This window comes from Cognatundibacterium luofuense (genome assembly GCF_018139685.1).
In the GTDB taxonomy this organism is placed as follows: domain Bacteria; phylum Pseudomonadota; class Gammaproteobacteria; order Burkholderiales; family Burkholderiaceae_D; genus Undibacterium; species Undibacterium luofuense.
Genome location: NZ_JAGSPN010000209.1, coordinates 1 through 409, shown reverse-complemented (window position 1 = coordinate 409; position 409 = coordinate 1). Strand labels below are relative to the sequence as shown.

Here is a 409-nt window from a genome sequence, read left to right as displayed (position 1 = left end):
CCAACTCACGGATCTGGCGGCTCACGCCGGGTTGAGAGGTGAACAGCACATTCGCGACTTCGGTCAGATTAAAACCGCGCCGTGAGGCTTCGCGGATAGAACGTAATTGTTGAAAATTCATAGCATCTTCCTTTTGGAAACTGCGCAAAACTGTCCTGCTGGCCTTATAACGCCAAGCCGTAACAATTTTGCTTCAGTCTTTATTTGTTTATTGTTGGCAGACGGGGCCGCGTTGCAGATTTGCCGTACTTATTGTTGATTGACAAAAACATGCAAACGGCGCGGGCGCAGCACCAGTGCCTCACCGACTTTCAGATTCAGAGACTGATAGCGCTCGCTGGAAATCATGGCTTCCACCAGATCGCCGTTGTCATCGCGTTCCAATTCCAGCTGCGCCAGCGGACCGATG

At 51.6% G+C, this 409-nt stretch carries 2 protein-coding genes; both read right to left on the bottom strand.

All coding sequences use genetic code 11. The annotated features are described in order from the left end of the window. A partial coding sequence (locus tag KDM89_RS20065; protein ID WP_212689640.1) for a LysR family transcriptional regulator occupies nucleotides 1-121 on the bottom strand: 121 nt, incomplete at its 3' end. Between the two features lie 128 nt (nucleotides 122-249). Continuing rightward, nucleotides 250-409, bottom strand: a 160-nt coding sequence (locus tag KDM89_RS20060) for a TOBE-like domain-containing protein (protein ID WP_212689639.1), incomplete at its 5' end; no start/stop codon positions are given.